This window comes from Actinotalea ferrariae CF5-4 (assembly GCF_000603945.1).
Lineage (GTDB): Bacteria > Actinomycetota > Actinomycetes > Actinomycetales > Cellulomonadaceae > Actinotalea > Actinotalea ferrariae.
Window position 1 is genome coordinate 1 of the sequence record NZ_AXCW01000260.1, and the last position, 5,487, is coordinate 5,487.

4 protein-coding genes are annotated in these 5,487 nt (G+C 75.7%); 2 read left to right on the top strand and 2 right to left on the bottom strand.

The genetic code is table 11. The features are described from left to right. Both N866_RS21515 and N866_RS15845 read left to right on the top strand, forming a co-directional pair. The coding region (locus tag N866_RS21515; protein WP_034228133.1) for an MFS transporter at nucleotides 1–1,196 on the top strand (1,196 nt) is incomplete at its 5' end. 43 nt (nucleotides 1,197–1,239) lie between these two features. Next, on the top strand, nucleotides 1,240–3,387 hold the full coding sequence (locus tag N866_RS15845; RefSeq protein WP_081802727.1) for a SpoIIE family protein phosphatase: 2,148 nt from the start codon (nucleotides 1,240–1,242) through the stop codon (nucleotides 3,385–3,387). A 75-nt stretch (nucleotides 3,388–3,462) separates the two neighbouring features. Here the strand turns inward: N866_RS15845 and N866_RS15850 are convergent, their stop codons facing one another. Next, the gene (locus N866_RS15850; RefSeq protein WP_034228135.1) at nucleotides 3,463–3,933 is read right to left on the bottom strand and encodes a pyrimidine dimer DNA glycosylase/endonuclease V; all 471 of its coding nucleotides are present in this window, start codon (nucleotides 3,931–3,933) and stop codon (nucleotides 3,463–3,465) included. Nucleotides 3,934–4,024: 91 nt separating this feature from the next. Further along, nucleotides 4,025–5,482, bottom strand: a complete 1,458-nt coding sequence (locus tag N866_RS15855; protein ID WP_081802728.1) for a CCA tRNA nucleotidyltransferase — start codon at nucleotides 5,480–5,482, stop codon at nucleotides 4,025–4,027. Nucleotides 5,483–5,487 lie beyond the last annotated feature (5 nt).

The window sequence follows — 5,487 nt, forward strand, 5'->3', positions numbered from 1 at the left end:
CCGACGTCGCTGCGGCGTTCGCCGTCCTCCTCCTGCCGTTCACGATCGTCGGCCCGTGGGCCGGGGTGCTGCTGGACCGGTGGCGCCGCCGGCAGGTGCTGCTCCTGGGCAACGCCGTGCGCGTCGTCCTCGCCGTCGTGCTCGCGGCCCTCCTCGCGACGACCGGCGTGGGTCCGGCCGTGTACGTGCTGGCGCTGGTGACGCTCTCGGTGAACCGCTTCCTCCTCGCGGCGCTCTCGGCGGGCCTGCCCCGCGTCGTGCCCCGCGACCAGCTGCTCATGGCGAACGCGATCACCCCCACCCTCGGGGCGGCGGCGGCCGGCGTCGGCGCGGCGCTCGGGTTCGTGGGGCAGCTCGCCCCCACGGGTGCCTTCCGCGACGCCGTCGTCCTGCTGGGCGCGGCCGCGCTGTTCGGCGCCGCGTCCGCCCTCGCCCTGCGCCTGCGGCCCGACCAGCTGGGGCCCACGCACCGCGCCGGAGCCGAGGAGCTGTGGGAGCGGCTGCGCGAGGTCGGTCGCGGGCTCGGCCAGGGCACCTGGTACCTCGTCCGCCGCCGGACGCCGGCCCTCGCGCTCGGCGTCATGGCGACGCACCGCTTCATCTACGGCGTCACGTTCATCGCGGCGATCCTCATCTCCCGCAACCTGCTCGCGGACCCGCTCGACGCCGACGCCGGCCTGGCGGTGTTCGCGACCGTCCTGGCCTCGACGACCGTGGGGTTCGGTCTCGCCGTCGTCCTCACCCCGCTCGCGCACGAGCGCATGAGCCCCGCGAACTGGATCGTCGTGTGCCTGGGCACGGGGGCGGCGAGCCAGCTGCTCCTGGCCGCGTCGTACGCGCTGCCCGTCGTCCTGGTCAGCGGGGGCCTGCTCGGCCTCGCCGCGCAGGGGGCCAAGATCGCCGTGGACACCATCGTGCAGCGGGACACCCACGACGACTTCCGCGGCCGGGCCTTCGCGCTCTACGACGTCCTCTACAACGCGGCCTTCGTCGGCGCCGCGGCCCTGGCCGCCGTGGCGCTTCCGGACACCGGGTGGTCGCCCGCCGCGTTCGTCGGGCTCGCCGCCGCGTACGTCGCGGTCGCGGTCCTGTTCCGTGCCGGCCCGTCCCGGCCCGTCCACCTCGACGACGTCCCGGACCCGGCCGACGACGGCGCCGCAGCCGCCCGCCCCGAGGTCCCCGACCAGCGCGGATGATCTACGGCGCGCCCCCTTCGCGTCGTTCGCCTAGGGTTTTCCCATGCTGCAGGACCCCGTCGCCGCCCCGGCCGGCTCGCCACGGGCCTCGGACCCGCGCGCCCGGAGCGCGCTGCCGGCCCTCGTCCACGACCGCCCGGCCGCCACGCTCCTGGTCGACCTGGACCGGGGCGAGGTCGTCTTCGCGAACCTCCTGGCCGTCGATCTCGCCCCCGATCTGAGTCTCCCCGTGTCCCTGGAGGAGTGGTCCCGCCGCGCGTCGCTGCAGACGCCCGACGGCACCCTCCTGGAGGACGGCCCGTACCCGCTCGCCGTCGTCGCCCACGGGGAGCCCGCCCGCGGGATCCAGGTCGACGCCGAGCGCGCGTCGGACGAGTCGGCGGCGCGCGAGGCGCTCTGGCTCATCGGCATCCCGCTCTCCGAGGCACCCGCCCCGCTGTCGCACCAGGCTCTCATCATCCTGCTGCCCCTGCGGCAGGAGGAGGCGGTCCGGGCACTGCAGGACTCCGCCGGTGACCTGCACGCCCGCGCCGCCTTCGCCAGCGAGCTGTCCTTCGCCATCTCCGACCCGCGGCTGCCCGACGACCCGCTCGTCTGGGTCAACCCCGCGTTCACGCGCGTGACGGGCTACGCAGCGGCGGACGTCCTGGGTAAAAACTGCCGGTTCCTCCAGGGCCCGGACACGGACCCGGCCGTCGTCGACCACATGCGGACCGCCCTGCGCGAGGGGCGCACCGTGGCGGACACGCTCCTCAACTACCGCAAGGACGGCACGCCGTTCTGGAACCAGGTGGTCATCAGCCCGGTCGTCGACAGCCAGGGCAACGTCACCCACCACGTCGGGATCCAGGCGGACGTCACCGAGCGCATCCAGCTCCAGCAGACCCGCGACGAGGCGCTCGCCGAGGCCCGCGAGGTGTCCGAGCGCCTGCAGCTCCTCGCCCGGGTGAGCGAGGAGCTCGCGCAGCACCTCGACTACCAGGACGCCGTACGTGCGCTGGCGGAGACGGTGGTCCCGGCGCTCGGCGCGTGGGGCTACGTCACCGTGACGAGCGACCGAGGCCGGCACGAGCGCGTGCACATCGTGCCGCGCGACCCGGCCCGCCGCGAGGACGCGCGGTGGATGGAGGAGAACGGCGCCCTGGAGTGGATCGGCAGCTCCACGGTGCTCGAGCAGGTGATGCAGTCCGACTCCGCCGTGGCCCCGCAGGCGCGGGACGTCGACGTCGCCGCCTCCCGCGCGAAGACGCCGCCGGAGATCTGGGAGCGCGTCGACCGGCTCGGGCACCTGGGTCAGGTGCTCATCGTCCCGCTGCGGGCGCGCGACCGGGTCATCGGGGCACTGGTGCTGCTCGACCACGCGTTCGCGGACCAGACCGTCGAGACGGCGTCCCACGTCGGGGGCCGCGCCGGCCTCGCGCTCGACAACGTCCGCCTCTACCTCCGCGAGCGCGCCGCCGCCCTGACGCTGCAGCACTCGCTGCTCCCGGAGATCCCCGACGTCCCCGGCCTGGACCTGGCCGCGTCGTACCTGCCGGCGCTGCACCGGGCGGAGGTCGGCGGCGACTGGTTCGACGTCCTGCCCCTGCCCGACGGCGCGATCGGGCTCGCCGTCGGCGACGTCGTCGGGCACGACCTGCGCGCCGCCGCGTCCATGGGCCAGCTGCGCTCGGTGCTGCGGTCCTACGCGTGGAGCGGGGAGTCCGCGAGCCGCGTGATGGGGCGCCTCGACGAGCTCGTGCAGGGCCTGGGCATGGCCGACATGTCCACGTGCGTCTACCTGCGCCTCGAGGGCTCGCGCCTCACCTACAGCCGCGCCGGGCACCCGCCGCCCCTGCTGCGGCAGCCGAACGGCCGGGTGCGGTACCTCATGGGCGCGCTGAGCACCCCGGTGGGGGTGACGAACCTCGAGGCCATGCCGGAGGAGGAGCTCGAGCTGCCGATCGGCGCGACGCTCGTCATCTACACCGACGGCCTCGTGGAGCGCCGGGACCGGTCGCTGCGCCACGGGATCGACGCGCTGGCCGAGCTGCTCGCCCGGCTGCCGGGGGGGCTGACGTCGACGCAGGTCCGCGACGCGCTCGTCGGGGCGATGACCGGCCCGGACCAGGAGGACGACATCTGCGTCCTCGTCGTGCGCCGGGTCGAGGTGCCCGAGGACGGCGACGCGCCCGACGACGGGGCGCGCTGAGCCGGCGAGCACCGGACGGCCCCGCGACCCGAGCGCACCGGACCACCGGGACGCGCTCCCCGAGGACGCGCCCGCTCACGCCCCGACGGCGTCCTGGAGGACCTCCCACCGGGCGACCGGCCCGGGCACGACGACGAGGAGCGGGTGCGCCTGCGGTACGGCGACGTCCCGCCACCGTGCGAGCACGTCCGGGGAGCGGGCGCGCAGCTTCTCCCGCAGGTGCCACCACTCGTGACGGAGCCGGCCGGTCGTGACCTCCAGGCGCAGCGCCCCGTCCGGCGCGGCGAGGATCTTGGTGCGGTCGTAGGCGTACCCGCGGGCGGCCGCCTCGTCGACGACCCCGTGCAGGTAGGTGGTGATCGGCGCGCCCGGCGGCCACGGCGGGTCGGTCGCGGGCGGCGGGACGCGGAACCGCTCGAGCTGGGGGTGGTTGCGGTACCCCCGGGTCGTCCCGGTGAGGACCTTCTGGGCGAGCAGCCCCTCGCGCCAGCACGCCGTGAGCCCCTGACGGTCCAGGTACCGCGGGTGCACGGACCAGAGCCTCACCTCGCCGGCCTCATCGCCCGAGCCTCCCCGAGGACGGCGCGCCCCGCATCCGGGACCGGCCCCGGCTGACGACGACGACACCACGCGAGGCCTACGACGACGGCGCGCCCCGCTCCGCCCACCACGCGCGCAGCGCGCCCTCGGCCACGTCCTTGCCCAGCGGCCCCTGCTCCATGCGCAGCTCGAGCAGGAACCGGTACGCCTCCCCGACCTCGCGGCCGGGCCGCAGCCCCAGGACGGCCATGATCTCCTCGCCGTCCAGGTCGGGCCGGATGGCGGCGAGCTCCTCGGCCTCCGCGAGCTCGGCGATGCGGCGCTCGAGGTCGTCGTACGCGGCGGACAGGCGCGCGGCCTTGCGCCGGTTGCGGGTCGTGCAGTCCGAGCGGGTCAGCCGGTGCAGCCGCTCGAGCAGCGGCCCGGCGTCGGTGACGTAGCGCCGCACGGCCGAGTCGGTCCACTGCGCGTCGCCGTACCCGTGGAAGCGCAGGTGCAGCTCGGTGAGCCGCGCGACCGCCTTGACCGTGTCCTTGTCGAAGTGCAGCGCCCGGAGCCGCTTCGCGACGAGCTTCGCGCCGACGACCTCGTGGTGGTGGAAGCTCACCCCGCCGCCGGCCTCGAACCGCCGCGTCGCCGGCTTGCCGATGTCGTGCAGCAGCGCCGCGAGCCGCAGCACGAGGTCCGGGCCCGGGACCGGCCCCGTCGGGGCGGCGTGCGTCCCCGTCTCCAGCGCGATCGCCTGGGCGAGCACGGTGAGCGAGTGCTCGTAGACGTCCTTGTGCCGGTGGTGCTCGTCGATCTCCAGCCGCAGGGCCGGCAGCTCGGGCAGGACGTGGTCCGCGAGCCCGGTGTCCACGAGGACCTCCAGGCCGGGTCGCGGGTCGGTCGCGAGCAGCAGCTTGACGAGCTCGTCGCGCACGCGCTCGGGGGAGACGATCGCGATCCGCGGCGCCATCTCCTCGATCGCGCGGCGCACGTCGTCGTCGACCGTGAAGCCGAGCTGGGCGGCGAACCGGGCGGCGCGGAGCATGCGCAGCGGGTCGTCGTCGAAGGACTGCGTCGCGGTGACCGGCGTCCGCAGGACCCCGCGGGCGAGGTCGGTGAGCCCGCCGAACGGGTCGACGAACGTCAGGTCGGGCACCCGCACGGCCATCGCGTTCACCGTGAAGTCCCGCCGCGACAGGTCGCCGTCGAGGTCCTTGCCGAAGACGACCTCCGGCTTGCGGGACGTCGCGTCGTACGCCTCGGTGCGGTAGGTCGTCACCTCGACGACGACGTCCTCGCTGGCCGGCGCCCCGGCGCGGGCCCGGCGCGGGTGGCGGCGCGCGCCGATGGTGCCGAACGCGCGCCCGATGTCCCACGTCGCGTCCCCCCACGCGGCGAGGAGACGCTCGGTCTCCTCGGGGCTCGCGGAGGTCGCGAAGTCCAGGTCCGTGCTGGCGCGCCCCAGGAAGGCGTCCCGGACGGGCCCGCCGACGAGGGCCAGCTCGTGGCCCGCGGCGGCGAAGGCCGCGCCGAGCTCCAGCGCCGCCGGGGCCATCCCGGCGAGCACCTCCG

What these genes read in the sequence shown, in the direction of transcription:
- N866_RS15845 (WP_081802727.1), top strand. Translation starts at nt 1,240, where the DNA reads ATGCTGCAGGACCCCGTCGCCGCCCCGGCCGGCTCGCCACGGGCCTCG.